The following is a 1,285-nucleotide window of genomic DNA, read 5'->3' on the forward strand; positions in this document are numbered from 1 at the left end:
TGCCGGCGCGGGTGGTCGTGTATTTCGTCCTGGCGATGTGTCTGTTCTCGGGGCAGGGCTACGAGGAGGTCGCGCGTCTGCTCACGCAGGGTCTGGAGCGGGAGCGTCGGTGGGTGGGGACGTGGCGGGTTCCGACGACCGGGGCGATCGGGCGGGCGCGGCTGCGGTTGGGGCCGGAGCCGTTGAGGGTGTTGTTCGCTCGGGTGTGTCGTCCGGTGGCGGTGCCGGGGACGGTCGGGGCGTGGTACCGCGGGCGGCGTCTGGTCGCTGTGGACGGCACGACCTTCGACCTGCCCGACAGCGGGGCGAACGCGGGGTTCTTCGGCCGGCCGGGTACGAGTCGGGGCCAGGGTCGGAGCGCGTATCCGCAGGCGAGGGTGGCCGTGTTGGTCGAGTGCGGCACCCACGTGGTGTTCGCGGCCGACATCGCGCCGCTCGCCGTGCGCGAGACGACCGCGGCCCGGCGGTTGTTCGCGTCGTTGGAGCCCGGGATGCTCCTGTTGGCCGACCGGGGTTTCCACGACTTCGAACTGTGGCGGGCGGCCTCCGCGACCGGCGCGGACCTGTTGTGGCGGATCAAGGGCAACGCCGTGCTCCCGGTCCTGACCTCCCTGCCCGACGGGTCCTACCTCTCGGAGATCTTCGCCGGTCACGACAGGAGACGCGTCGATCCGATCCGGGTCCGTGTGGTCGAGTACACCCTGGGCCCGGGCGGCGGGGAGGAGATCGTGTATCGGCTGATCACCACCCTCCACGATCCCTCGGCGGCTCCGGCTGCCGAGTTGGCGGCGCTGTATCACGAGCGGTGGGAGATCGAGACCGCCCTCGACGAGATCAAGACCCACCAGGGCGGTCCCGGCCACGTGTTGCGTTCGCGTCACCCGGCGGGTGTCGAACAGGAGATCCTCGGTGTTCTCCTGGTCCACCACGCCCTGCGCGACCTGATGCACCACGCCGCTCGGGACGCGGACTGCGACCCGGACAGGCTGTCCTTCATCCGAACCCTGCGCGTCGTCCGCCGCCACGTCACCGATCAGGCGGCGTTTTCCCCCCTCCCGACTCGCCGTCGCACTCCTCGCCACCCTGTGTGAGATCCACGAACGGCCCCTGCCGCCGAGGCGGTTGCGCTCCAACCCCCGCGTCATCAAGCGCAAGATGTCCAACTGGGCGCTCAAGCGAACCGAGCACCGCAGCACACCCCCACCGAACCCACCCGACGTCACGCTCGTCGGACCGACCCGCACCACCCCAACCCGCCGCAGAAAGACCTAAAACACCGGTATTG

General features: G+C 70.3%; 1 protein-coding gene. It reads left to right on the forward strand.

The genetic code is table 11. The annotated features are described in order from the left end of the window. A partial coding sequence (locus ACIBSV_RS50675; RefSeq protein ID WP_395874806.1) for an IS4 family transposase occupies positions 1 to 1,091 on the forward strand: 1,091 nt, incomplete at its 5' end. Positions 1,092 to 1,285: the final 194 nt, after the last annotated feature.

This window comes from Embleya sp. NPDC050154, from assembly GCF_044460165.1.
GTDB lineage: Bacteria > Actinomycetota > Actinomycetes > Streptomycetales > Streptomycetaceae > Embleya.